Origin of the sequence: Psychrobacter sp. CAM01, from assembly GCF_032842965.1 — a bacterium.
In the GTDB taxonomy this organism is placed as follows: domain Bacteria; phylum Pseudomonadota; class Gammaproteobacteria; order Pseudomonadales; family Moraxellaceae; genus Psychrobacter; species Psychrobacter celer.
The window spans coordinates 718,985-744,904 of sequence record NZ_JAWJBL010000008.1; the positions used below are offsets into that span (position 1 = coordinate 718,985).

The 25,920-nt window shown below is 48.1% G+C and carries 23 protein-coding genes and 1 tRNA gene; 10 read left to right on the plus strand and 14 right to left on the minus strand.

Annotation, left to right across the window (positions count from 1 at the left end):
- Positions 1–19: 19 nt before the first annotated feature.
- Complete coding sequence (locus R0I52_RS06735) at positions 20–1,153, plus strand: L,D-transpeptidase family protein (protein ID WP_317053683.1); 1,134 nt, start codon at positions 20–22, stop codon at positions 1,151–1,153.
- A gap of 484 nt (positions 1,154–1,637) precedes the next feature.
- On the opposite strand, the gene infA is transcribed toward R0I52_RS06735, so the two are convergent.
- The 7 genes from infA to dinB all read right to left on the minus strand — a co-directional run bounded on the left by infA (position 1,638) and on the right by dinB (position 10,330).
- Positions 1,638–1,859, minus strand: coding sequence for a translation initiation factor IF-1 (gene infA / locus R0I52_RS06740; RefSeq protein WP_021814850.1), 222 nt, complete (start codon positions 1,857–1,859; stop codon positions 1,638–1,640).
- Between the two features lie 107 nt (positions 1,860–1,966).
- Positions 1,967–2,809 carry a tRNA pseudouridine(38-40) synthase TruA gene (gene truA / locus R0I52_RS06745; RefSeq protein WP_317053684.1) on the minus strand — a complete coding sequence of 281 codons (843 nt, stop codon included), beginning with the start codon at positions 2,807–2,809 and terminating at the stop codon, positions 1,967–1,969.
- Between the two features lie 64 nt (positions 2,810–2,873).
- Positions 2,874–3,959: an asparaginase gene (locus R0I52_RS06750; RefSeq protein ID WP_317053788.1), complete on the minus strand. Its 1,086-nt coding sequence runs from the start codon at positions 3,957–3,959 to the stop codon at positions 2,874–2,876.
- A 214-nt stretch (positions 3,960–4,173) separates the two neighbouring features.
- On the minus strand, positions 4,174–5,787 hold the full coding sequence (locus R0I52_RS06755; protein ID WP_317053685.1) for a FimV/HubP family polar landmark protein: 1,614 nt from the start codon (positions 5,785–5,787) through the stop codon (positions 4,174–4,176).
- Between the two features lie 51 nt (positions 5,788–5,838).
- Entirely contained in the window at positions 5,839–7,698 is a 1,860-nt protein-coding gene (locus R0I52_RS06760) for a peptigoglycan-binding protein LysM (protein WP_317053686.1), read from the minus strand.
- A 123-nt stretch (positions 7,699–7,821) separates the two neighbouring features.
- Entirely contained in the window at positions 7,822–9,036 is a 1,215-nt protein-coding gene (gene queA, locus R0I52_RS06765) for a tRNA preQ1(34) S-adenosylmethionine ribosyltransferase-isomerase QueA (protein WP_317053687.1), read from the minus strand.
- 208 nt (positions 9,037–9,244) lie between these two features.
- A complete protein-coding gene (gene dinB / locus R0I52_RS06770; RefSeq protein ID WP_317053688.1) occupies positions 9,245–10,330 on the minus strand; it encodes a DNA polymerase IV in 1,086 nt (361 codons plus the stop codon).
- Between the two features lie 404 nt (positions 10,331–10,734).
- Here dinB and R0I52_RS06775 point away from each other — a divergent pair, with 404 nt between their 5' ends.
- Positions 10,735–10,989, plus strand: coding sequence for a hypothetical protein (locus R0I52_RS06775; RefSeq protein WP_317053689.1), 255 nt, complete (start codon positions 10,735–10,737; stop codon positions 10,987–10,989).
- A 51-nt stretch (positions 10,990–11,040) separates the two neighbouring features.
- Here R0I52_RS06775 and R0I52_RS06780 read toward each other — a convergent pair.
- Positions 11,041–11,127 (minus strand) — tRNA-Leu (locus tag R0I52_RS06780).
- Positions 11,128–11,279: 152 nt separating this feature from the next.
- Positions 11,280–12,053 carry a ferredoxin--NADP reductase gene (locus tag R0I52_RS06785; RefSeq protein WP_317053690.1) on the minus strand — a complete coding sequence of 258 codons (774 nt, stop codon included), beginning with the start codon at positions 12,051–12,053 and terminating at the stop codon, positions 11,280–11,282.
- 531 nt (positions 12,054–12,584) lie between these two features.
- On the opposite strand from R0I52_RS06785, the gene R0I52_RS06790 reads away from it, so the two are divergent.
- Both R0I52_RS06790 and R0I52_RS06795 read left to right on the plus strand, forming a co-directional pair.
- On the plus strand, positions 12,585–13,460 hold the full coding sequence (locus R0I52_RS06790; protein ID WP_317053691.1) for an SAM-dependent methyltransferase: 876 nt from the start codon (positions 12,585–12,587) through the stop codon (positions 13,458–13,460).
- A gap of 117 nt (positions 13,461–13,577) precedes the next feature.
- The gene (locus tag R0I52_RS06795; RefSeq protein WP_317053692.1) at positions 13,578–15,365 is read left to right on the plus strand and encodes a GspE/PulE family protein; all 1,788 of its coding nucleotides are present in this window, start codon (positions 13,578–13,580) and stop codon (positions 15,363–15,365) included.
- A gap of 46 nt (positions 15,366–15,411) precedes the next feature.
- On the opposite strand, the gene R0I52_RS06800 is transcribed toward R0I52_RS06795, so the two are convergent.
- Entirely contained in the window at positions 15,412–16,077 is a 666-nt protein-coding gene (locus tag R0I52_RS06800; protein WP_317053693.1) for an acyltransferase, read from the minus strand.
- Between the two features lie 225 nt (positions 16,078–16,302).
- Between R0I52_RS06800 and R0I52_RS06805 the strand changes: the two genes are divergently transcribed.
- The 6 genes from R0I52_RS06805 to gspK all read left to right on the plus strand — a co-directional run bounded on the left by R0I52_RS06805 (position 16,303) and on the right by gspK (position 21,389).
- Positions 16,303–17,091: a TatD family hydrolase gene (locus R0I52_RS06805; protein ID WP_288999654.1), complete on the plus strand. Its 789-nt coding sequence runs from the start codon at positions 16,303–16,305 to the stop codon at positions 17,089–17,091.
- A gap of 233 nt (positions 17,092–17,324) precedes the next feature.
- Entirely contained in the window at positions 17,325–18,008 is a 684-nt protein-coding gene (locus R0I52_RS06810) for a TetR/AcrR family transcriptional regulator (RefSeq protein WP_075101590.1), read from the plus strand.
- A gap of 362 nt (positions 18,009–18,370) precedes the next feature.
- Positions 18,371–19,030, plus strand: coding sequence for a prepilin-type N-terminal cleavage/methylation domain-containing protein (locus R0I52_RS06815; RefSeq protein WP_317053694.1), 660 nt, complete (start codon positions 18,371–18,373; stop codon positions 19,028–19,030).
- A 3-nt stretch (positions 19,031–19,033) separates the two neighbouring features.
- Positions 19,034–19,507 (plus strand): type II secretion system minor pseudopilin GspI, encoded by a 474-nt coding sequence (gene gspI, locus R0I52_RS06820; RefSeq protein WP_317053695.1) that lies wholly within the window; start codon positions 19,034–19,036, stop codon positions 19,505–19,507.
- Positions 19,504–20,325: a type II secretion system minor pseudopilin GspJ gene (gspJ, locus tag R0I52_RS06825; RefSeq protein ID WP_317053696.1), complete on the plus strand. Its 822-nt coding sequence runs from the start codon at positions 19,504–19,506 to the stop codon at positions 20,323–20,325. The genes gspI and gspJ overlap by 4 nt, the downstream gene beginning before the upstream one ends.
- A gap of 38 nt (positions 20,326–20,363) precedes the next feature.
- Entirely contained in the window at positions 20,364–21,389 is a 1,026-nt protein-coding gene (gene gspK / locus R0I52_RS06830) for a type II secretion system minor pseudopilin GspK (protein WP_317053697.1), read from the plus strand.
- A 12-nt stretch (positions 21,390–21,401) separates the two neighbouring features.
- On the opposite strand, the gene R0I52_RS06835 is transcribed toward gspK, so the two are convergent.
- The 4 genes from R0I52_RS06835 to ychF all read right to left on the minus strand — a co-directional run bounded on the left by R0I52_RS06835 (position 21,402) and on the right by ychF (position 25,600).
- Positions 21,402–22,082, minus strand: a complete 681-nt coding sequence (locus R0I52_RS06835; RefSeq protein ID WP_198336324.1) for a TetR family transcriptional regulator — start codon at positions 22,080–22,082, stop codon at positions 21,402–21,404.
- Positions 22,083–22,227: 145 nt separating this feature from the next.
- Positions 22,228–23,676: a deoxyguanosinetriphosphate triphosphohydrolase gene (locus tag R0I52_RS06840; RefSeq protein WP_317053698.1), complete on the minus strand. Its 1,449-nt coding sequence runs from the start codon at positions 23,674–23,676 to the stop codon at positions 22,228–22,230.
- A gap of 120 nt (positions 23,677–23,796) precedes the next feature.
- The gene (locus R0I52_RS06845) at positions 23,797–24,375 is read right to left on the minus strand and encodes a hypothetical protein (RefSeq protein WP_317053699.1); all 579 of its coding nucleotides are present in this window, start codon (positions 24,373–24,375) and stop codon (positions 23,797–23,799) included.
- A gap of 133 nt (positions 24,376–24,508) precedes the next feature.
- Positions 24,509–25,600: a redox-regulated ATPase YchF gene (gene ychF / locus R0I52_RS06850; RefSeq protein WP_105246264.1), complete on the minus strand. Its 1,092-nt coding sequence runs from the start codon at positions 25,598–25,600 to the stop codon at positions 24,509–24,511.
- Positions 25,601–25,920: the final 320 nt, after the last annotated feature.

A 25,920-nucleotide genomic window follows, 5' to 3' on the forward strand; every position in this document is an offset into this window, starting at 1 on the left:
AAAAATGCTAGGAGCACACATGTATCATTTAAATAAAGTCAGCGCAGCGCTCGCCGCGGTTGGTTTGTCAGCTGCCGTATTGATAGGGCAAAGCGTTATCGCCGATACAGACAATGCCGTGGGCGATGCTCAGGCAGCGATGAGCAAATCCGCCGCCACTAAAGACGTCAGCCCAGTTACCAATGGCGTCAGTCAAAAGTTGACTGGCGATAGCAAAACGTCGATGTCGCTTAACAAACTGCTTCCTACCATTAAGTACAGCACCGATGATCTGCCAGCGATGGCAAAAAAAGTAAATGACGCTAGCTGGACGCCAGGTACTAATATCGATCGGACGATTGGCACCAAGTTACAAGCATTATTAAATTGGCATCACAGTGGCGTGGGTGTGGTCGATGGATATTGGGGCAAAAACACCAAAAAAGCCATGCAAGCCTTTCAAAAAGCCAATGGCTTAAGTATCACAGAAACTCTAAATACTGAGACTTGGCAAGCCCTCACGAGTGATAAGGCGCTTATGACACAGCCTGTATTGGTCAGCTATCAATTGACAGACGCGGACGTCAATATCAAAACCATTACTATCCCAGCGGGTGCTACCGCAAAAGCTGAGCTAGAGGGTCTGTATTATGAGAGTGTGATAGAGGCGTTGGCAGAGAAGTTTCACATGAGTGAAAAATATCTTAAAACCCTAAATCCCAATGCCAGCTTTTCAGCGGGTGAGACCATAACGGTCTATAATCCAGGAAACCCTAACACCGCGCCCGTCAGCCGTGTGGTCGCCGACAAAACCACTCAGACGCTATATGCGTACGATGATAAAGGGACATTGGTTGCCAGTTATCCGACGACAGTAGGGAGTACGGCCACTCCGTCGCCATCAGGCACGCATACAGTAGAGGTCAAGGTACATGAGCCCAACTATACTTATACTGCCAATGATGGGAGCAAAGCTATTTTGCCGCCAGGCCCTAACAACCCAGTCGGCTCTGTGTGGATTGGCCTGAGTAAACCCTCTTATGGTATTCATGGCTCGCCAGACCCTGCTCGTATCAGCCGTCAAGCATCCGCAGGCTGCGTGCGTCTGACCAACTGGGATGCCTTGGCACTATTAGGTGTCATACAAGATGGGGCTACGGTAGAGTTTAAATAGCTTCAGACAAAAGACACAGAGCAAGAAACCATCAAGTTTTTTTTTGCTTATAAAGGCGGGTTTTTATGAACGCGCCAAAAAAATACCGCTAACCATCAGTTAGCGGTATTTTTATGCGGGTATGGCGGATATAGTCATTACTGAATAAAAAAGATACACAGTATAAACTCGCGAGATTAGTACAAATTCTTCTTGCGTGCTATGCCAGCGCCGCTCGATGCCGCAAAAAACTTATTCGAGTCTCGCCGTATCTTTTTTATATTGACCTGACTAACTTGTAAGACAAAACATTGATAGCCAATAATGAGTAGGTTTGCATTTTCATTATTATTATCTGTTAAACCACCCAAGGATTCACAAAAATGCTCTTAAAAACGTCTTAGCAAGTACTGCATCATTTGGTAATGATGAGATTTGTCATAACCGCGTAATCGTCATCACTGTTTAATAAAATCGATTTTATTAAAGTCGATTTTTATCGCAATTAGTTTTTACCACGATAGGTGATACGACCCTTTGATAAGTCATAGGGGGTCATCTCGACTTTGACTTTATCGCCAGTCAAGATACGGATATAGTGTTTACGCATTTTACCAGAGATATGCGCGATGATTTCGTGTCCGTTTTCTAAACGAACTTTAAACAATGTGTTTGGAAGGGTGTCGATGACTTCGCCTTCAAATTCGATAATATCGTCTTTTGCCATAATTTTGTATCAATCAGTTAAAAATAAGCCCATATTATACGCAAGCTAGCGTATTAAAGCAATACAGAACCTGGTTTTGGCTTGACAGCTTGTAATCGATATGTATATCAGTCAGGCAGGTTTAGCCAGAGGGGTGTAAGAGGCGCGGTGGGCAATAGTTTTTGCCAATGCTCGGGATAGTAAGCATTGATAAAGTATAGGCCGTCACCAGAGGCGGTGGGTGGTGCAATAGTACGGTCTTTTTTGGCCAAAATAGTCAAAAAATCAGACGGCTCTAGCTCGTGCTTGCCGATAGCGTACAAGGTGCCCATTAGGTTGCGTACCATATGATGCAAGAAGCCATCTGCTTGAATGTCAAACACGATAAACTGACCATGGGCAAATAATCTGGCATGACTGACTGAGCGCACTGGCTGATTGGACTGACAAGCGGCAGCGCGAAAGCTACTAAAGTCGTGCGTACCGACGATATCCGCTGCTGCTTGCTGCATGGCGGCCAGGTCAAGTGGTTCATAAATATGAGTGACTTGATGATTTAAGATAGCAGGGCGCTGGGGTTGATTGAGGGTGATATAACGATAACGACGGGCGATAGCGCCAAACCGTGCATGAAAATCGTTCGGCATGGGCTGTATCCAGCGCAGCGCAATGTCGTCGGGGAGCAGGCTGTTGACACCGCGAAGCCAATTATGAGTCGGGCGATAGGCGTGGGTGGTAAAGTGGGCAATCATATTGCTGGCATGGACGCTGGCATCGGTACGCCCTGCGGCGACGACTTCTACGGTCTCATTGGCGACTTTGCCGATAGCGGTTTCGAGGGCTTCTTGGACACCCAGCACTTCTTGTTGCCGCTGCCAGCCGTGATACTGTGTACCCAAAAACTCAATAGCGATTGCTAGGGTGTAAGCGGGTTTTTTGCTGGCGGTTTCGATAGGGAGTATCTCAGACATGATAATGTGTGGCTTATAAAGTAAATGGTAAAGGCTTCTTATGGTCGTAATAGGGCCGATCAAATCAGCGTTTTTTGATGGTGATGCTGGCTTGGCTGACATTGTTTGTCCAGCGCTGACGGCGTCTGGTAGGGCTGTCGTACCGTAGCAGCAGCCACAATAATCGCGCATAGATGGCTGGAATGGTCAACCGGCCGCCAGCGATGACATGATAATCATATTGCCAACTACCAGCCGCATAGTTATCACTTACGCCGCCAAAAGGCGATTGACTGGCGCAAACCACCATATGCCCATGTTGATGCGCAAGGGTCAATGCCTGCGCCAAATCAGCTGAATAGGGCACGTTGCCTGCACCAAACCCTAATAAGATAATGCCACATGGCGGCTGAGAAAGTAGGGCTTGTAGCTGATTGCTCATAACCTCAGTATCGTTGGGGAGGCAATACAGAGCATGAATACGTGCTTGCTTGGCACGAGCATCGATGCTTTTGCTGACTTCTTGTTGATCCTCGACCCAGTGTTGGCGGCGGGCATCTGGCAAGTGCTTTATATAACTATTGGCAGGATAGGCTGCCCGAGAGTGACCAGTAAACGCCATGAGATCATGACTATGGATTTTTTGTACCGTTTGCGCAGGCCAAGATTCGCCGCCAAAGGCAATTTTCACTCCTGACTCACCCGCTGCTGCCAGTTTTAACGCATCGTTTAGGTTGCCCCACGCATCGCTATGCGTATCAACGCTATAGGTATGTAGCATCTCGCTGTCTAATAGCGGGCGCATACTGCCAGTGACCGCCACACAGATATCACTCCCTGCAAAGGCCTCTGCCAAAAACGCCCCGAGATAACTGAGCGTGTCAGTACCAGTGATGAGCACAAAACGTCTGTGCCCCTGCGCATAGGCGGCTAGTATCAGCTGGTAAAAATGCACAAAATCGACAGGCGTTAATTGGCTACTGTCTTTGATTAAAGTGTTGTCTAGCCAAGAGATTGGCGGCAGATGGTGGGCATGGTCTGGCTCTGCTAGCAGTGTTTGTAACGTCGGTAAAAACACCTCTGCTGGTAGCGGTGCTAATGGCCGGCCATAACTGCCAAAAGTGCCGCCTGCATAAATCAGCTGGATGGGATCAGTAAGCGTCTTGGTCATAACAGAAGAGGGCATAGTCGGCGCCGTCATAAAAAGTAAATAAAAATAAAAACTAGGGTGCCCCAGCTCAATCGCTCAAATGAATTGCTCAATGAGTTGCGCAACTGCATCAATAGTCATCTAAATCAGACCCTACTATAAAGGCTCAATGCAAAAAAAAGCAAGTATTCTTAAGGCACAAGAATACTTGCTGATAAAAAAGCCTGCTTTTTAATTACGCTGTGCGCTCGAGTAGCGACTGCGCTTGCTGCTGCTGCGTACTATTGCCTTGAGAAATGACTTCATTGAGCAAGCGTTTGGCACTATCGTACTCGCCTAGCTGCAGGTACTGACCTGCCAAGTCTAGTGCTACCTGATTGCTGTCTAATGATTTGACAAAGTCAAAATCAGCGGCAAAGCGTGCTGAGAAGTCCTCAGCGTTATCTTCTTCAGTACTCTCGGCAGGTTGAGCTGCTACTGGGGCAGCTGAGCTCGCTGCTGTATCCGATCCATCTGATAATGAATCAAAATCAAAGTCATCATCGATCAATGTATTATCATCAAACGATGTGGGACTACTCGAAGTCAGCTCAGAGGCTGCTGTCAAAGTAGGAGTAGCGTCATCACTGCTGTCTGCAAAGTCACTGTCTAATGTTAAGTCATCAATATCGATGCTGTCATCACTTAATTCGCCACTTACCTCATCGCTCAGATCAAGCACAGGCTCCTCAGTGTTTGTTTCAACATCTAAGTCAGCTAAGTCAGACTCTGTCTCAATTCCTAGTCCAGTCTCTGATGCAACGTTTAACTCCTCTGTGTCATCCAAATCGTCTAAGGACAAGACAAAGTCGTCGTTGCGGCTTTGGGCGGTCGCATCAGTCATGTGGTCAGTCGTGCTCGCTTTATCAGCAGCATCTTCTGAATCCATATCTGTCACTAAATCATCAAAATCTAAGACGAAATCCTCTTCATCTAGCGTTAGTGCTTCAGTAGTATCCGCGTCGACACTGTCCGCTTGGGTTGAGATGTCAGGTGACTCTGGCTGCGCTGTTTCAATGTCCTCAAGACCAAAGTCAAATTCGCTAAAATCTACCTCTTCAGCCACTTCTGTGGCCGTAGTACTCTCGTCAGCTGCCGTGGTAGGCATTGCCGCCGGTGCCGGCGCATCTAAACCCGCTTCTAAATCACTGAGCGTCAAAGCAAAATCTGTGTCGGTATTGTCATCTGCCAGCACTTGCTTTGATAGTGCTGGGGTCTCAACAGAAGCGGCTAAGGAGGCATCGCTCTCGCTGATATCATCAGTTTTCCCATCGTGGGTGGGACTGGTCTGTGTCGTTGGCAGATCAAAATCTATGCTTTCAAAGTCAGCAGCTTGCTCAGCGGGCGCGGTTTGCGCGGCGACTTGATTTTGCTCTTCAAAAAACAGCGTCTTTAGCTCATCTGCTAGGGCAAGGCTTTTTGGGTCGTTTTGCGAGCTGATGGTGTCATAGACTTTGTTGAAGTTCTCTGATTGATTGATCGTCGCATAGATGCTTAGCAGCTTTAAAGAAAGCTGCCTGTCATTAGGCTTTTCGCGCAAGCCGCGATTGAGTGTTTCAATCGCTTTGTCATAACGCTGCTGATCTATAAAGCGCTGGGCAATGGTGATGGGGTCAAACTTGTTTTCGCTGCTGACGTCAGTTTGTACGGGCGCACTTGCTTTTGGCGCTGGTGTCTGTGCCGCGGCATTTCTATCTGATTTGACATAAGGCTGCGCCGAAGGTTTTTGCGCTTTGGTTTTACGTATCACTAAAACCGCTATTAATACAATCAGTACCAAGCCGGCGATGATGTATAGCATATTGTCCATTGTTACTCCCACGCCTATGATGACAGCATAATACGCTGCTATATCAGGCAATTATTGGTTGCGTAGTTTTTTGAGACGAGCTTGCAGCTCTGCCAATTTTTGATTCTGTAATTGAATTTTTCGCGTATAACTGTCAAGTGCACTGCTGGTCTTGGACAAGCTTTGGGCCTGAGAGGCTGCCGCTTGCCGTGATGCTTTTAAAGTAGCTAGTATGTCTGTGCTAAGTCCATTGCCTGTGGCCGCCGCTGATTTGGTTTGGGTGCCATCGGCATTGCCATTATGTCCTGGAGCCAATACAGAAAACTGCGCTCTTGGCAAGGTCTTGGTAATGGTTGGTTTTTTTTGTGGCTTGGCTGCAGGCGCTGAGTTGTTTTGCGCTTTAGCTTTATGAGGCTTTGCTTTAGGCGCTGGCTGTGCGACAGGGGTATTTATCCGCCGACGATATTTTTGTTTTTGGGCGCTGATAGCGGCCTCTAGCGCTTGCTGTGATGGCAATACATCATAATTTGGCAGATTTAGCTTGGCGTCGGCTTTGAGCTGATCTGCGTTTTTATTAATAAAAGCGTTAGGGTTTTGTGATTGAATCTGTTTCATCACGGTCTGAATATCGACATTGTTTTCTTGGGCAATCTGTTGAGCAATGATCCATAAGCTATCATTGCGCTGTACTTGATATTGAACGCTTGTCGTGCTTTGCGTTTGGGCGTCTACTATAGAGTCTGCCGCCACGTGATTTGTAGGTGCAGTTTGATTGTTGGTGCTTGGCTGAGAGGGCGCGGCAGTATCAGCCGGTATGTTGCTACCGACAACCGTTGCCGCTGCCGTATGTGCCGTGCTCAAAGCCGTTTGCTCGGCGGTTTGGTTATCCTGAGCTGCATCGTTTTTTGAGGCGGCAGCTACGATGCTGGCACTCATATCCGTGTTTTTTTGCTGACTCGGCTGTATCTGACGCGTGACTTGAATATTTAGCGTATCTAGCGCGTTGTCTGCTTGCGCTGTGCCGAGCGTGTGTTGCGTAGCAGGTGATGCTTCGCTCATGGTGTTAACACTTGAGGCGGTTTGCTCTTGAGCCAAACGGCCATTGTCCAAGCGGCTGGCAGGGTTGGTTCGGCCAGCATTGGTCTGCGCTGGACTGGCGGTGGCCGTGAGCTCAAAGTCATTAGCCAAACGCCCATTGTCTAAACGGCTAGGCGTATAGGTTAGATGATCAGTTGCTGATACAGATGTCTTGGCAGGCGTGCTGGCTGAGGCAGCTTGCGTTTGAATACTTGCGTTTTGCGTATTGGCCCCTTGCGTATTCGGTAGTTGCACGTTGGGCGCGGACCGTTTGACGGCCGTAGGAGCGCTTGTCGATGAGCGTGCGGCTGATGCCGATATCAGTGGTGGCGGAGCGCCTTTCCTAAGGGTCAAGGGCTTGGCATTATTGGCGGATACGGCAGGTAAATTGGGCTTTTTTGCGCCTGTTACGATGTTTTTGGTGGTGTCGATGGGTAAGCTGGCATCGAGCGGCATTAATAATGTTTTGGGCACGACATTACGCTGACCTTGATCATTGATGGTTAATACAATATCGGCAAAGGGTTTAGAAACAGGCTCTGATGTACTGATATAGACTTGGCCGCTGGTTTCTGAGGTCGGCTGAAAGCGTACCATCATTGAATCAGTTGGCGTCAATCCCATTTGCTGATAGATAGCGGGGTTGGCTAAGCTGGCTGAAAAGTCAGCCGCCCGAATGTCCGAGACACTGATACTGGCTCTTAGAGGCTCATGCTGCGCTGAGGTCACAACAGTCTTGCCAATCGTGGCCGCTTGGGCGCTAGAGACAAAGGCAGCATAGCTTACCGAACACAGTAATGCCATCGATACCGCACGGTGTACGCGAGTCAAACGATGAGATAAACGACAAGACATATGCAGCCCTTAGAATATAGATTATCTTTGCTTTTATAACAAAATCTAGTTTAGTTTACCAGTTTATTTCACAACTGTTGTGTCCAATGTATCAAATGTTAATTTGCTGTATAAAACGCCCTTTTATTCAGCGGTTACCTGCTTCTCAAGTAGCATGGCATCTCCATAACTAAAGAAGCGGTATTGCTGCTCGACGGCATGTTTGTACGCTTGTTCAATTGCTTGTTTACCCGAAAACGCCGAGACTAGCATCAATAGGGTGGACTTTGGCAAATGAAAGTTGGTTAGTAGCTTATCGATGACAGCGAATTTAAAGCCTGGATAAATAAAAATATCTGTGTCGCCTGACCAGCCGGCAAGTGGCTTGCCCTTGCTCGCGGTCTTTTGGTAGGCAGTTTCGAGCACGCGCGTGACCGTCGTGCCAATCGCGATCACTTGCTTGCCGTTTGCATGGGTTTGATTGATCAGATCCGCGGTTGCCTGAGGTAAATGCGCATATTCACTGTGCATGGTGTGATTGAGCAAGTTGTCGGTTTTGACAGGGGCAAAGGTGCCCGCGCCCACGTGCAACGTCACAAAGGCGGTGTGAATGCCTTTGGCCGCCAGTTTATCCAAAACCACTTCATCGAAATGTAAGCTGGCAGTCGGTGCCGCCACGCTAGCGAGTTTGGCTGGATCATGAAAAACGGTTTGATAGCGGGTATTGTCCGTGGCGTCTGCATGACGCTCAAAATATGGCGGGATAGGTAGCTCGCCGTATTGCTCTAGCTGCGGCAGGATAGGAGCATCGAAGGCTAGGATAAATAAATTATCCTGACGACCAATCATGACCGCATGTATATGACCATCGCCGAGCTGCAAGCGCTGTCCAAGCTTGGGCGCTTTGCTGGCTTTTATGTGACCAAGCGCGATATGGTCAGTGCAGACCGGCTGATCATCCGCGGTCGTCAAATGCAGGGCGGCGGGCGCCAAGTCTGCAATATCGACCAAACGCTCGATCAGCACCTCGATCTTACCGCCCGTGTCTTTTTGTCCAAATAGGCGCGCTTTCATTACCTTGGTGTCGTTAAACACAATCAAATCACCCGCATTTAGTAACTCTGGCAACTCAGAAAACATGCGGTCTTCGGCACGGCTATCTGTCACAGTGGCGGGATTGCTGGCGGGTAAATACAATAATCTTGAGGCCGAGCGCTGCGCTAGCGGGTAGCGGGCAATTAACTCATCTGGCAGTTCATAGTCATAGTCATTAACGCTCAGATAGTCTAAGTCATTATTGTTTTTATGGGCATCATTTGTGGTGTTACGATCTAAATCTACAGCGTGGGAGTGGGTCATAATGGGTCTTTCAGTGAAGAGTGATGAAGGATGGTATGAGCGTAATTGTAGCAGAAATGACAGGATAAACGCATGTCTCATTGAGTGACTCACGGGCATAATGTGTCATAACGACCACGTTATTACGGCCATGTCGTCATGACCGCGCGCTGCCACAAAAACCTGACAACCATACTGATGGTTTGAGGTAACTATCAATCAGACTTATCTATTCAAATAGTTTTAATTGAGGCAAGAGTAGGGCGGCGGGCACCAATGAAGAGAAGGTCACACCGACCAGACGTATGGGCAGCTGACGCGGGATGTCCAAAAACAGCTTATCTAACCAATAATGGGCGGATTCGGCGCTATCAAAGGCCGTCGATAATGTGTGTGAGCGCGTGACTTGAGTGAAATCCGCGTATTTAACTTTTAAAGTGATGGTATGCGCGACCAGTTGTTTTTTTTGCATTTGATAAAACGCATCTTCATTTTGTGCATAAATTTGTACTTTTAACTCAGCATCGTCGTCAAGATTGTCCCGAAAGGTGGTCTCAGAGCCTACGGATTTGTGCGTGCGCTGCGACTTGACCGTACGCTCATCGCGGCCATGAGCGATATCATGATAGAACTGACCACGTTTTCCAAACTCCTGTACCAATGCCGCCGCTGGCAAGCGCCGCAAATCAGCACCCGTGCGCACGCCCATGGCATGGAGGCGCTTGGCAGTGGCTTTGCCAATACCATGAAAGCGCTCGATGGGAAGGGTGCTAATAAACGCATCGGCGTCGGCTGGGGTAATAACGGCGATACCATTGGGTTTGTTGATGTCAGAGGCAATCTTGGCCAGCATCTTATTAAATGAGACGCCAGCAGAAGCGGTCAACCCTGTATGCGCCAAAATCTGCGCTCGTAGCCAATTGGCCATCAACGTCGCTGAGCCCTTATGTATAGATAAGCCGGTGACATCCAGATAGGCCTCATCCAATGACAGCGGTTCGACATGAGGCGTCAATTGATGCATGATTTGGCGTATATCGCGACTGACCGCCCGATAAACCTCAAAGCGCGGCCGAACAAATATCGCCTCAGGACAGCGTTTACGCGCTTCATAGCATGACATCGCTGAGCGCACGCCAAACTTGCGCACCTCGTAACTGGCTGCTGCGACAACCCCGCGCCCGCTTGGGTCACCGCCGACTACCAAAGGTAGACCTCGTAACTCTGGGAAGTCACGTTGCTCGACACTGGCATAAAAAGCATCCATATCGATATGAATGATTTTGCGGGGTGAAATAGGAGTAGAAGCAGTCATGACCGCTATTTTACCCCAATTAGCGAAACTATTTTAGCAGCAACCATAAATATGGCTTGATTTTATAAATAAATAAGCTATTAAAACAATTTAAAGAATATCAGTGGGTTAAATCCTTCAAACCCTCTGGGCTCATACCTTTTATCTACCGTTTATCCTAAAGGACTTGCCGTCTATCATGAATGATGCATTTAGATGTTACGCTTTTGCTTCTGACGTTCTACACTAGAGTAAGTATCGGAGTAGACGATTGTTAAAAGGATAAACAACTTCTTTATACGTCTTAGTCTATAGCGAATAAAGAAGCTGTTTATGGCCCGCACCACACTCGCCTATAGAGTATTGGTAAACTCGCCGCCTAAGAGAACATACTTAGGGGTGCATGAGGGACTAAGGAGCTGATGATGAATAAACTAACAGGGAGCGAATTGACACGCGCAATGCTAGCACGAGGAGATAAAGATATCTGGTGTGCAGTTTGTGATGAGAGTGATGAGCTGGCGATGATGGATCTGTATGGTAATGACTTCACCGTCTATATTGTCGATTATCGTGACGGATATTTTTACTGTCGTGGCGGTACATCTTGGGCCTGTGCAGTACCTATAAAGATCGCAGCCATCACGCAAGAAGACATTGATAGCCCAATGATGCCATAAATCTTATAAGCACAAAAAAACCTCCCATATAGGAGGCTTTTTTGTTAAAAATGGTACCAGTGGTCGGACTCGAACCGACACGCTTTTAAAGGCAACGGATTTTGAATCCGTCATGTCTACCAATTCCATCACACTGGCATGTAAGTAGATAACGTTTATAAAAACAACAGTTATCGAATTGGGCTACGGTGTTTGCCGTATAGGCTGCGTATTATAGCAGCCTATTTTTTGTCGTCAAGAATTATTTTAAATAATTTGCAGTTATTTGACGATATGGCAAAAATGCAGACCTAACCGACAAAGGCTCGTTCAACGGCATAGTCGGCTTGTACACCCATACGTGGGGAGACAGTGAGGCCAAAGCCGTCTAGTATCTCTGATACTTCCGCGTTAAATGGCATGCTACCGCATAGCATGACACGATCATCGTCTTTGTTCATCGGTGGCAAGCCGATATCGTCAAACAGCTTACCTGATCTCATCAAATCGGTGACTCGGCCTTGGTTTCTAAATTCTTCACGGGTCACGGTGGGGTAGTAAATGAACTTTTCGCGGTACCATTCGCCAAAGATTTCATCATTAGGCAACTGGTTTTCAAACATATCGCGATAGGCCAAGTCTTCGACATGACGCACGCCATGCACCAAAATGATTTTGTCAAAACGCTCATAAACCTCAGGGTCACGTGCCAATGCCAAGAAGGGCGCAAGTCCAGTACCCGTCGATAGCATGTAAAGGTGCTTACCTGGTAACAGGTCATCCAACACTAACGTGCCTGTGGGTTTTTTGCTGACCAATAACTCATCGCCAACTTTGATGTATTGCAAGCGTGAAGTCAGTGGGCCGTTTTGTACTTTGATCGAAAAGAACTCTAAATGCTCTTCGTAGTTGGGACTGGCGATAGAGTAAGCGCGCAGCAGCGGTCTGCCATCGACCACGATTCCAATCATCGCAAACTCGCCATTACGGAAGCGTAAGCCATCGTCACGCGTGGTTTTGATGCTAAATAGAGAATCATTCCAATGATGAACCTCTGTAACCGTTTCGGTGCGAAGTTTTGACATAAAGTCCTCGTTAATAAGTGATTATCGGTATCGTATGAGTTAAATAGGTATAAGATAAATTTTTTCAATGACCGTTTCGGCGCTAATAAAGTGCTGGGTTTTATAGGCGATATGAAGTGCTATCTTAGTCTCTTATATACTTTAACTTATATAGTTTAGCATTTTATATAATGTTATAAATGACAGCGAATGTCTGTGGCGTCAAGCCATGAAAGTCAGTTCGTTCAGCCAAATTTGCCCGTTAAGGTAAGGCAAAACATGACAAGGTATCACTATTTTCATTAAAAGCGGTTTCGTCAGTGCGCCTAGCCTATCAAGTCGCCTCCATTGATCTGCCCATATCAAATTGCTTCTATCAAGCCGTTTCTATAAAACTGTTTTTATAAAAATAGGGGCGGCCATTAAATTCTCGCTCATCATACCAAACTTTAAAATAAAAATCCGTCTGGCAGCGACTATGTGGCATGATAAAATAGAATATCGTTAGTAAATAATTTTGTATCATGCAATAAGCGTGTTTTTGGAGAATTTATGCCTGTATCAGGTGACGATGTGCTCGCCGATTGTCATCGGGCGCCTATTATTGGCTATCATCGTGCGCCGCTCTCGCAAAAGTTTGGGGCGCCAAGACAACCAAACTTGGTGGCGCTGATGAGTGTAGTTGAGATGGTTGCGCCTTATGATACGCCCGCCGCTTTTGTTGGTTTAGAGGCGTTTAGTCATATCTGGCTGAGCTGGCAGTTTCATCATAATGATACGGTCAAAGCTGGCAAAGTGAGTGCAGGCGCACCTACCGGCGAAGAGGGTGTGGTAGCGGCGCGCACGACAGCAAAAGGGCATTTTCGTCCGCAAGTGCGGCCACCAAGATTGGGCGGCAATCAAAAAATAGGCGTGTTTGCCAGTCGTAGTATGTATCGACCATCAGCGCTGGGGCTGTCTGTGGTCAAGCTTGAGCGCGTCGAGGTACTACAAGGTCGCGCGTTTCTTATCATCAGTGGCGCTGATATGATAGATGGTACGCCTATCATCGATATCAAGCCCTATGTGGCGTATAGCGATGCGCTGATCGATGCTCGTAGTGGCTTTGCTCCTACGGCACCTGAGCGGCTAGAGGTCACAGTCACTGACACCGCTTATCAGCAGTTTTTGCAGCTAATATCTGATGCGCTTACTAGAGAAACTGCGCAAGATGCTGGCAGGCAAGTGTTAATCGATCAGGCGCGATGGCAACTTGTCGATACGGATATGGCCATCATTCAAGCACTCATCGCTCAAGATCCGCGACCTGCCTATCGCCGCAAGGAAGTGCACAAAACCTTTACGATGCGCTACAAGTCTGTCGATATAGCGTTTTGGCGGCTTGCCTCAGGGGCACTACAGATCACAGCGATTACCAGCATAGCATAACGTTGTATAGTATAGCGCTAACATAGTATCACGCTAAAGAGCTTATATAATGCTGCAGCTGAGCTTGGCCAATCTAGACGATGGCCTCACATGTACTGACTAAAAAAGAAGAAAAATATGTCTGAGCAGAAGTATTCGATAGTCATAGATTTACGGTGGTGCCTAGATGAGTTACTGGCGGATAGAGTCATTGATCAGCGCAGCTATAATTTGGTCATCACCAGCCGCCGAGCCAAGGAGCAGCATCCACTACTGACCATTAGCGAGTTTGGTTTGCCCAATGCTCATGCGCTAGACAGCACCTCTGAAGCCAAACTAACGCTGTCATGGCTCAACCAATGGCTAGCGGCCAAAGCGGGTATGGCGATGGTGCGTATTGATCCGCTAAAGGTTGATGTGCCAGCAGTCACGCAGCTGATGTCGTTTGAATATGCTCGCTCGCAGCATATTTTGCCGATTGAGGTCACATTAGATGAGGTCGTCATTGGTACAGACCAGCCGTTTTTTACCGATTGGCACGCCAATATCGAAAAGCTGATCAAATCCAAAACCTATCGCACCGTCTATATCAGTCCCGATCAGCTCAAGCGTTATCGTCAAGAGTTTTATCAAGTGACACAAGCGATTGCGGGTGCCAACTCTTTACATAAGCGTGCTGCCGCTGATGTGACCAATGTTGAGGCGTTATTGCAGCTTGGGGACAACACCAACCCCGATGCCAATGATCAACATATTGTCAAAGTCGTCGACTGGCTGCTGCAGTATGCCTTTGAGCAGCGTGCCAGCGATATTCATTTAGAGCCGCGGCGCGAGATAGGGAGGGTGCGCTTTCGTATCGATGGGGTGCTGCACACAGTATATGAGATGCCGCTGGCCATCATCGTCGCAGTGACTGCGCGTATCAAAATCTTGGGGCGGCTAAATGTCGCCGAAAAGCGCAAGCCGCAAGATGGCCGTCTAAAGACTCGTACGCCAAAGGGGCTAGAAACGGAGCTGCGACTCTCTACCATGCCGACCGCTTTTGGCGAAAAACTGGTGATGCGCGTCTTTGACCCTGAAGTGTTGGTACGTTCGTTTGCTCAGCTTGGTTTGTCGGGTAAGCAGCTCGAGACATGGCATGAGCTGACCGCCCATCCAAACGGTATTATTTTGGTCACCGGCCCGACAGGATCTGGTAAGACCACCACTCTATATAGCACGCTCAAACAGCTGGCGACCGAGCAGGTCAACGTGTGTACCATCGAAGACCCTATCGAGATGATTGAGCCGAGCTTTAATCAGATGCAGGTCAATGCGGGAGTGGATTTGCATTTCGCTGATGGTATCCGCTCATTGATGCGTCAGGATCCAGATATCATCATGGTTGGGGAGATTCGCGATACTGAGACGGCCAATATGGCGGTACAAGCGTCGCTGACTGGGCACTTGGTACTCTCAACACTGCATACCAATGATGCACCAAGCTCACTGACACGTCTGCATGATTTGGGGGTGCAGCCGTTTTTGACCTCAGCGACCATACTCGGAGTCATGGCCCAGCGTTTATTGCGTACCTTATGTCCACACTGCAAGCAAGCGCTAGAGGTGCGCCCCGAGAGTGAGGTTGCCATTCAATGGCAGGAGCTGGTGCAGCCTTGGCGCGCGCCCTTACCTGCGCAAATCTACCGTGCAACAGGCTGTGAGCATTGCCGCCAAACGGGTTATCAAGGTCGTGTGGGCCTGTATGAAATCATGCCGCTATCCAATGAGTTAAAAAAGTTGGTCGCAACCGATGCCAATGTAGAGGCACTAAAAAAACAAGCCTACCGCGAAGGGGTGCAGCCGCTGCGATTATCGGGTGCCAAGCGTATCAGTGAAGGGGTGACGACCATAGAAGAGGTGATGCGCGTGGTACCGCTGCATTAAGCGCATACGGCAAATAGACCGCTGTCCTTCATGTTTGCATACTGCCTTAGCGCTCCCAGCGTACATTTTGGCGCATGATTTTCGCGGGCGTGCCTGCGACCATGCAGTTTGGGGTGGTAATGGGTTTGTTGACAAAAGACCCTGCGGCAATGATACAGCCGCTAGCGATGGTGACATTTTTGGAGACAGTGACGTTGGCTGCGATCCAGATATGATCTTCTAATACCACGTCAGCGCGGGCCTGGTTTAGGCGCTCGTTGGACTCGGTGTCGTAGACTTTGTGGACATCGGTTGCACGGATTTCTATCCCGCGCGATATCATGCATGCTTTGCCGATGCGCACGCTTTTGTCACGTGCCAACACATAGCAGTCAATCGCCGTGGTCCGATCGCCGATATCAATGTGCAAATGATCGCCCACAATCAGCAGATGGCCTGAAAATTTGACGTGCTTACCGATGGTAATATGATTATGACTGCCATTGATATCGATATTGAGCTTGTTAAACTTCCCGTGCTTGCCGATACTGATTTGATTGTCATGACCTTTACGTATGGTAATGGTTGAGCCGCCGATGATACGCGCATCATGAGCGATATCGATATGATTGTCCTGTCCGTTATCTGTCAATAAAAATCGCTGTTTGTAGAGTTGTTTGGGTAGCAAAGTTTTGAGGATAGGGGGCAGGGTCACTGTCTTTTTTGGCGTCATAATAGCAGGGCTTATGTGGATGAATGTTAGGCGTGATAGGCCGCTGGTCGCAGCGCTCTATGGGTCTTTATGGATTATGCCTTGAAAACAGTGCAAGTCAGAGCAATAAATAGCACAAAGACGAGGCATTTTATACTGTTAAGGTCATTTTTTAACTGTCATTTCTCAAGTGTCATGTCTTATTTTCAAATTTACCACTTATGTATTTAATTAACGAGATTGTTTATGTTTACTGATACGCATTGTCATCTAAACCGCCTGGATTTAACCAAATATGATGGCCAACTGTCCGGCGCAATTGACGCGATGAAAGCGGCCAATGTCACGCGCGCGATGGCGATTATGTGTGATTTTGCTGAATATGATGACATCGCTCATATTGTCAGCACTCATAGCGATGAGGTGTTAGCGCTGGGCATGAGTGTCGGCATTCATCCTTGTGAAGATATCACAGTGCTGCAATCCGCGACAACCGAGCGGCTGATACAAACTGCTGATGTTGAGCATGTCTGGGCCATCGGGGAGACGGGACTGGATTACTACTGGTCAACAGAAAATAAAAAAGAGCAGCAAGCAAGTCTTGCTCGTCATATCTATGCCAGCCAGCAGCTCAAAAAACCTTTGGTGGTGCACATGCGCGATGCCAAAGAAGATACCCTTGATATCCTAAAGGCAGAAGGCGCCGAGCATGGCATCATTCATTGTTTTACTGAAGATTGGGAGACGGCCAAACGAGCGCTGGATCTAGGGTTTTATATTTCGTTTTCAGGCATCGTCAGTTTTAAGAGCGCACAGATGATTCAAGATGCGGCGCGCAAGATGCCCAAAGATAGAATCCTCATCGAAACCGACAGCCCTTATCTGGCTCCTGTCCCCAAGCGCGGCAAACCCAATGAGCCTGCCTATGTGCCGTATGTCGCCCGTTATCTGGCTCAGATGTATGAGTGTGACAGTGAGGAGGTTGGAGCACTGACAGCAAAAAACTTTGAAAATTTGCTGGCACAGTACTGCTAAAATGGTTATGCTATGACCACTCAGTCATTTGTCGGGTAATGTGAGGGTTTTGTCTCTTTTTTATTTCTAATATCGAGCGTAATCAGGTAGTTACCCATGACTATTTAGCAAACACGAGCATATTCCCTTTGGCAGTTCTCGAGCAGTCTTCATATAGTTGCATCCGCTTATTGCCGATACATCCGTATAAACGATGGTTATATGCTTAATCTTGTCAAGTTTTAGGAGAGATTATGAGTCGTCAGCATCAGTTCAAAGCACGAGAAGAGAATATCTTAGCGATGGCAGAGCAACTGTTACTTGAGTCCGGCGATGGTGATATCACTTTGGACAGTTTGGCAGATCAGCTGGATTTGGCCAAAGGCACGTTATATAAGCATTTCTCCAGTAAAGATGAGCTGTATCTGCGTATTATTATTCGTTATGAAGAGCAGTTGTTTGAGATCAACCGTATTGATGACTGCCCATCAGCGGGGGTGGCTCGTATGATTTTGCAGCAACTGTTTAATCCCCAAAAAGCCATGTTGCTCAACCAGATAGAAGAGCGTCTGGCGGCCTCGGTGACAGGTCTTAACCGGTTGTTTGGCGAGCTGTATGATATTCGCCGTCAGCGTATGAAGCGTTTGATCGACATCATCAGCGCGTATCTAAAAGACGAGCACAGTAGTTTGAGCACTCGTGATTATTTGTCGTCGATTTGGGCGATGGGTCAAGGCGGGGCGGGGTTATTAAACTCAAGTTTTTATCAGCGTTATTTGGGTCGCCGCGACACCTTGCGTTATGCTTTTGTACAGCAAATGCTGGAGTTGCCAAGTCACTACCCAGCTGCTGATGATGACGTGATGGATGAGGATATGCAAGAGTTGGTAGAGCAAATCGATACAGAATCAGAAGAGCACCGTAACACCAATTATTAGCGCGTTTCTCGTGTTAAAAATGATGACTTACATGAGTTAAGAGCACATATCCCAACAGATAAAAACAGTGCCCAATGTAGGCAGTCACATCGCTCTGTGCTGTGGCCTCTTGGCAGGCAGTACAGAGAGTTTTTGTACTTACCTTAATACAATCATGAGCTTATAGGTGCAATATGCCGGTCACTGTAAAGACTCAGACTCGCTCAGCGACCAGCTCTCGAAGGTTGATTCAATCAGAATTTAGTCAGTATAGGCTGTATGATAAGGCGCTTATACCTGATGTTGATGGTCATACATCTCCTTTCATAAAAAACGCCCGTACTTCTTGTGTTCATACATCTGCTTCGGCACAATCGCACTTCATGTTTTCTAAATCTCAAACAGGCTTTACGCTGGTCGAAATCGTGGTAGTGGTGGTCATCTTGTCGATATTTGCCGGTATGATGAGCCTATCTGTGGGCAGTAGTGAAGCGCGTAAAAACCGCGCGTTTTATGAGCATCTGACCGACTCACTCAGCTATGTACGGTTATTGTCCGCTGAGCGTATGCAGCCGATGGGCCTTAGTCTGCAGGCCGATAAGCGCGGTCAGGTGACGCCTGTGATTGTGACCTTGTCCAATCCCTATGCCGCGTATCAGGCAGCGAGCGTCTCAGCACATACCAATGATAGTACGCCCAAAAATGCTATGGAGCTGTCGGCAGAGCTGACTACCATGAGCGGTGGTCCTGATGAAGCCTTACCAACGCCAAGCTGGGAGACTGAGACGGAGGTGACGCTGCCCGAGCTGCCATCTGGTGTCCATATCAGGGTGCAGAGCTTGGCAGCTGTAGAGGTATCAAGCGCTCAGCAAGCTCAGACGTTGCAGCCTTGGTTTGTCGGTCAGATGGTGCCGCAGGTGGTTTGGTTTGGTACAGGGCAGGCCACACCGGTGACCATCGAGGTGCTGCATGAGGCGCGGCTGGTGGGTGATGTGATCACGATTATGCCCGACGGTAGTATGATGATTGGACAAGGACAGTAAGTGATGAGCCAACACACCAACGCTTATGACAAAGCTGCCTCATCAGATTTAGAGCAGAGCCAGCGCGGCTTTACGTTGATAGAGGTGATGGTGGCGCTAGCGATTTTGGCCGTGGTTGCTGTTGCAGCCAGCCGCGCCAGTAGCGCTTATTTAAGCTCAGTTGACATACTGCGTACTCGTACACTGGCGCATTTTGTGGCACAAAACGCGGCGGCGGATTTACGTATTCAAGAGACATGGCTGACGGCCAATCGCACCCAAACGATCAATGCCCAAGGCCGAGACTGGCAGGTGGTCATGACGGTCAATGAGGCGATCACGCCTGCGCTAAAAGAAGTAAATATCTCAGTTGCGCCGATAGTAGATGGCCAAGCACGTACGGCTGTGACCGATATCAGTGTGATGCTAAGCAATAGTGAGCAAGACATCGGCGGCCTAGATTTGGCAGGTTTGGCCGCATCTGGCGGTGCGCCATGAGGCAGCAGCGGGGCTTTACTTTACTAGAGCTACTGCTAGCAATGGCGATATTTGCCATGCTCGCATTCGCAGGGTGGCAAGTGTTTGACAGTGTCAGCAAGTCGCGTGAGCGCGCCCAGCGTCATGCAGATGATTTGGCAGTATTACAATACGCGTATTTGCAGTTGCAACAAGATATGGGGCAAGTCATTGCTTATCAGGCGAATGAAGCGTCAACGACTGATGACTTAACCAATAACAGCAGCACAGATCCGCAAGCAACACTTCCGCCGCCTCAGCCGTTTATGAGCGTGGATGGCGAGTCTGTCAGTTTTGTACGATTTGCCGATCCGGATCCACGCTATCAGAGTAGCGCTAGTGTGCAGCGGATTGCCTATGTGTTTGCTAACGATCAGCTGATCCGCCGTCAATATCATAGTATCCATAGTATGAATGGCGAGAGCACAAGCTTAGATAGTGTGCTATTAAAAGGCGTGAGTGCAGGACGCTGGCAGGCATTAATGCCAGAGCCAAGCGATCAGTTCCCTAATACAGAGGGTGGGCGCTTGGGCACATCGGCAAATCAAACGAGCCGCGTAGCCAATACAGCCAATACTCAGGCCAAAATCACTCTTTTGCCAAAAGGTGTGGCGGTGAGCTTTACTTATCAAGACATGCCAATCACGTGGCAATGGGCGCTCGCTCCTAAGTCGCTAGCTGTTGATAGCTTTAAAACAGCAAATACAGTTAATGATGGTAACAGCAATAACAACAGCAACAACAGTAATAATGATGATAATGGCGGTGCCCAAAACGATGATGCAGGGGGCGGTGTCTAAATGCATCTTTTATTCGATACTAGAGGGCAGTTATGTCGATGACAGCGAACTCACAGCGCGGGGTTGCCTTATTGACGATATTGCTACTGGTGGTCAGCATCACCGTCGTGGCAGGTGCCATGCTGGCCAGTCAAAAGATTGCCATTAGACGCAGTGGATTATTGTTTGAGCAAAACCAGCTTTTACAAGACATCCATGCGGGTCAACAGCTGGCCGTGACGCTGATTCGCGCTGATGATACGCTAAATGAGACGGATAGTGAGCAAGATATTTGGGCGCAGCCGATCCCGCCGTATCCCTTGGATGGGCACAGTATTAGCGTCGAGGTGCGTGATGAAGCCAGTCGATTTAATATCAATAACTTATATCATGACGGCGCAGTGGATGGCACCGCATTGGCGGTATTTCAGAGGTTGCTGGTACAGTTAAATTTGGCACCAGAGATTGCTATAGCTGTGCTTGACTACCAAGATAGTGACAGCACGGTTTATCAAGATGGCGGTGATGAAGGTGTGGTCTATGAACAGCAATCGAGGGGCGCGGCCAGCACACTGCCCAATCAGCCATTTGTCAGTGTAGAGCAGCTACAAGATATCGAAAAGGTCAGCGCTGAGGATTTAGCAGCACTACGTCCTTATATCACTGCAGTGCCTTATTATTTGCCTATCAATATCAATACTGCCAGTCCAGTTTTGCTCGCTGCCCTGACAGAGACGGCTGATCGTCAGCAGATGCAGGCGCTGGTCGATATGCGCGGCCAGCAAGCATTAGCGGCGATTGATGCACTGTGGCAACTACCAGCGCTTGGTACGGTGAGCGCTGACGAGCGCCAAGCGTTGACTCCGCTGCTTGCTACCGAAAGCCAAGCATTTGTGGCGCTGATCACGGCCGCTGATACTGGTGCAGGAAAACAACGCTTTGCCACCATACTGATCAGCAAAACGCCTGACAATGCCGCAAACAGTAGCGGTAACAACGAGAGCGTCGCGAGTGAGACCGATAAAATCGCTAAGCATATTCAGGTGGTGGCACAGCGCCTGTGGGCCTTTAGACCCAGCTTTTAAGCTGTAGAGCCGCTAATCTTTTAAACGAGTCTCTTCGCTTGATTTCCAGTTGTACGCACCATAAAACAGCATCTGTGCTTGCCGAGTACAGTTATGGAGCATCAGTTGTTTGTTTTTTTCGACTTCGTTTAGATCGATCTCGTCATCATGATCTTCGGTGTAAGTCAGCTCCAACCAATCGATGATCCAAGAAAAAAACATATTGATGCCAGCTTCAGCCAGTAGCCGTCGATCATAAGCATTGATGTGAGTAAAGGCTGGCTGCAACGCTAAGTCATCTGCTAAGTTTTGCGTGTGGTTTTTGACCAAATCGCTGATGGCTTTGCGCACCGCATCAGAGCCGCCATAGCGCTCACTGACCAAAAACTGCCAATAGTACGGCTGGTCGCTGACCATATACAAAAACAGCTGGATACTTTTGGCAATTTGCCGATCAAAACTGCGCTTACGGCCAATCTGTAGGCTATCACTCAGTATAGCAAGTGTGCTGCCAAGCTCCTCAATCACTAAGGCGCGACCAAGCGACTCCATATCGTCAAAATGCCGATAAAATGCCGTCGGCACCACGCCCACCTCGCGGGTGACCTGTCGAAGGCTAATAGAGCTAAAGGCTTGCCCAGTCATACATAAATCGAGCACCGCATTAAAAAAAGCGTGCCGAGTTTGAAGTTTTTTTTGTTCGCGACTACTCATAGTATTTCAAAAATTATCCAATAAAAGGTTATCATACGCATTTTAGCGCACAAATACGACCAAAATACGCAACGACTGTTAACTCAATAGTCGCCATATCGCACCCACTCATTTTGTTTATTGCGGTTTTCCAAATGGACGCGTCTTATACCACCGTCCCCCAATGCCCCTGCAACTCTTGCGCCAGTCGATAGGCTTCATGATCGTTCATACCCGTAATAAAATCTAGAATGCTTAAAATATTATGATAGACATTGTCTGATAACGTACGGCGCTGCTCATCTAAGTGCGGCTGTAGCAGCTTTAGCAAACGCTCCTGCTCAAAAGACATAGGCTGCGCGGCGCTTATGATTGTACTACCCGACCACGCCAGCGGCATAAAGGCATCTAAAAGACGATGCAGGCATTGATTGGCCATCAGCTCCATACGTACTTTACTTGGATGGTTAAATATTTGCTCACGCGCCAGCTGCTTGGCTTGATGGATGCCGCTTTGTACGCTGGTATCACAGTGGGCAAACAGGCTGCCGCTAAGGGTTCCGGCCAGTAATGCGTCATCATTGGCAACAAAAGCATCCGTCACGGTATTGACCAAGCGCATCATTGCCCGCGCGCGCAGTGATGCCAGACTTTGTCTGACAGACATATGAGCAGGTAACTCGATGGTACAAGGTCGCTCATCGATCAGCTCATAAAATATCGCCGCCACATCTTGATAAGTCAGCATATTTAGATTGATGCCGTCTTCTAAATCAATCAATGCGTAACAAATATCATCCGCCGCCTCTAATAGATATGCCAGTGGATGACGGGAAAAACCGTCATGCTGCTTGGAGCGCGGCAGATTTAAACACGACGCTAAGGTTTCTAGCTGCGCCGCTTCACTATAAAAGCAGCCAAATTTTTGTACTTTTTTGGCTTGCGATGGACGGGCTTGTAAGGTGGCAGCAGCGCGCTGCGGATAGGTAAGGTGTGAGCTGTCATTGCTGTGGGTGGCCAGCCAAGGATATTTCATAAAAGCGCCCAAGGTTGCGCAAGTCAAACGCATGCCGCCTTTATCAGGATGATGCTCGTTACGTGCGAGCAAACGAAACCCTTGCGCGTTACCTTCGTAGACCAATAAATCCAACTGCTCAGAGGGGGATAAATGCTGCAAAACCGCCTGCCGCTCAGGATGGGCAAACCAGTCGCGAATGGCGTACTCACCTGCGTGCCCAAACGGCGGGTTGCCGATATCATGGGCCAGACACGCCGCTTGCACGATGACCCCGACATCAGCAGGCGAAACCCCAGTGGGCAGACCGTGGGACAGCTTATCATGGAGCTTTTCTGCTGCCATCATACCCAAAGAGCGCCCAATACAAGAGACTTCAAGAGAGTGGGTCAGACGGGTATGAATACCCAGCTGATTGGTCAAGGGATGTACTTGGGTCTTTTGATTGAGCTGGCGAAAAGAGTGCGAAAATACCAGCCTGTCATAGTCTTTATGAAACTGAGAGCGGGTGCTGGTATTGGCATTGTGTTTTTTATGAGCGCCGAGACGCTGAGCGTTTAAAAGATGAGACCATTGGGTGGTGGCAGACGATAAAGACATAGAGGTGCCTAGCATATAAAAATATCCAAAACCAAGGGAGTCTCTAGCATAGCAAAATAGCCCCCTTGGTACAGCTGCTACTTAGTACCGCTTTCGTACCGTGGCTCAGCGTGATGACTGTTAGGCTGTATGGCAGTTAAAAAGTATCTGCTCATCGCTGACGGCGACTTCATCATCTAAGGTTTTGCTCAGTAGTGTCGCCTCATCACCACTGACTTGCCAGATGATGCCGTGGCGGTCATCAAGACCGATATCGCTCATATAGATTTGTTGGTCATTGCTCTCAGTGCTGGCGGTCAAGTCGTATTCGATGCCATCGATGAGAAGGTGAGCCGTTTGCGGGGTGGCATCATAATGATAAAAAGCCTTAATAGTCGTCGCAGGCTCACAAGTAAAAGCGGTGCTTGCAGTGGCATGAGTGTGCGCATCGTGACTATGCTCTGTATGATTGTGATCGGTGTGCGCATGTCCGCCGTTGCTGTGTTCATTATGACTGAGCTCACTATGATTGTGTTCTGCATGACTGTATTCTGTATGGACATATTCGTCGTGAGGATGCTCTATGATGGTATGATTAGATGCAGCCGATTCAGCGTCGGGGGTATCGGATTTGGGCTGGCAGCCAACAACCACACTCGTCAACATACTGCCTGCTAATACAGCGATGATAAAGTTAGAAAAAGACATCCGTCCTGTCATGTGATAAATCCTCTTATAAAATAACCGCAATAAAGTTATGTTATAATATAACAATGTAACGATAAAATAAAGCCGATGATGGAGAATATCCAACATCGGCTAATTAACTTTAAACAAGCTATACTATTTAAAGTTACACGTTAAATCTAAAGTGCATCACATCGCCGTCTTGGACGATATAGGTCTTGCCTTCTAGGCGAGATTTACCAGCGGCTGCAGCGCCTTTTTCGCCGTTATACTCGATAAAGTCGTCATAAGCGATGACCTCAGCACGAATAAAGCCGCGCTCAAAATCGGTATGAATAACGCCAGCTGCTTGCGGTGCAGTAGCGCCGACAGCGACCGTCCATGCGCGCACTTCTTTGACCCCAGCAGTAAAGTAGGTCTGCATATCAAGTAAGTCGTAACCTGCACGAATCACTTGATCAAGACCGGCTTCTTCCATGCCCATGTCTTCTAAAAAGTCTTTTTTGTCGTCTTCGTCGAGCTGCGCAATTTCAGATTCGATTTGGTTGCACAAAGCGATAACGATAGAGTCTTCGCCTGTGGCATAGTTGCGCACCGCATCAAGATAAGGGTTGTTTTCAAAACCATCCTCGCTTACGTTGGCGATATACATGGTCGGTTTCAAAGTGATCAAACCATAGCTGCGGATCAGTTTTTGCTCATCTTTATCCAGACCTGCTGCGCGTGCTGCTTTGCCTTCAGCCAATAAAGGTTCGATTTTCTTAAACACCTCAAGCATGGCCTGCGCGTCTTTGTCACCGCCTTTGGCTTTTTTGCTTTGGTTTTGAATAGCGCGTTCGACTGCTTCTAAGTCTGCGAGTGCCAGCTCTGTATTGATGGTTTCGATGTCATCGATAGGGCTGACACGGCCGTCGACGTGGACGACGTTGTCATCGTCAAAACAGCGTACCACATGTGCAATCGCGTCGGTCTCACGGATATTGGCCAAAAACTGGTTGCCCATGCCTTCGCCTTTGGATGCTCCTGCGACCAAACCTGCGATATCGACAAACTCCATGGTCGTGGGTAGTACGCGCTCAGGATTGACGATATCGGCCAGTTTTTTGAGACGAGGGTCTGGCACAGGGACGATGCCAGTATTGGGGTCTTTGGTACAAAACGGAAAGTTTTCAGCAGCGATGCCCGCTTTGGTCAACGCATTAAATAAGGTGGATTTGCCCACGTTTGGTAGGCCGACGATGCCGCAATTAAAACCCATAATGCTCTCTCGATAGTATTATAAAATAAGGTCGGCCGATGCTCGATGAAAGCGCCAGCCAAAATTGGGCATATTGTAGCAAATTTTCCGAGGATAAGGGTGAGGTTGTTGCGGTGTATTTGGACTCAAATATCTATCGCAAGACTGTGCTTAGTACTGTCATTAAAATACACATATGACGATGCCCTTGTTATGGGCGCTCTTATGATATATCACCATGTATGATTTGCGCGCAGGTGCGCCGCTATATCAGGCGAGTAGGGCGCTTGCGGGCTTTATTTTTGATAAAATGGTCTGTTATTCCTGAAAAAAATACCTTT